The sequence below is a fragment of the Schaalia canis genome (assembly GCF_003858455.1).
Taxonomy (GTDB): domain Bacteria; phylum Actinomycetota; class Actinomycetes; order Actinomycetales; family Actinomycetaceae; genus Pauljensenia; species Pauljensenia canis.
In genome coordinates, this window is sequence record NZ_RQZF01000040.1 from 1 (window position 1) to 481 (window position 481).

Annotated in this window: 1 protein-coding gene; it reads left to right on the forward strand. The window is 58.6% G+C overall.

Annotated features, from left to right (window positions below; all coding sequences use genetic code 11):
- Positions 1-132 precede the first annotated feature (132 nt).
- Positions 133-481: hypothetical protein (locus tag EII11_RS10370; RefSeq protein WP_205649295.1), on the forward strand; the 349-nt coding region annotated here is incomplete at its 3' end.

Genomic DNA, 481 nt, shown 5'->3' on the forward strand with positions numbered 1-481 from the left:
ACGCGCGTGGGGCAAACACCGCCCTTGAAAGAGAATTACGCCAGGTGGGGGCTGGCGTGGAATGTTTTCACCTACCGGTGCCCCTGGGCCCGGGCCGGCACTCTCACACTTCTTAAGGGCGGGGATCACCTCGTGGCAGAAAACCGCTTGGATGAACAGTGGGTTTCTCGTCTTGCCAACGCGTTTGAAACAGCCGGGAGCAGCGGTGCCCTTTTAGAGGTGGAACTGTCTGCTGCTGCGGCCTCTGTAGATCCCACCTACGCGCATCGCTTGTTGGCGGATGAGACGCTCACGCCAGAGCAGTTGGCCCTCATTGCGGCGCGGCTTTGTGCCGATCCTGCACTTGCTTCTATTGTCGCTGAGCACACCAATGGGGTGTTGAAGGGCTTAACTCTTGAGAGCGGGTCAATTCAACTTCTACGCGCTACTGCCCTTTTAGAAGGTTTATCCACCAACGGCCCGGCGAGCGCCGCACTATTGA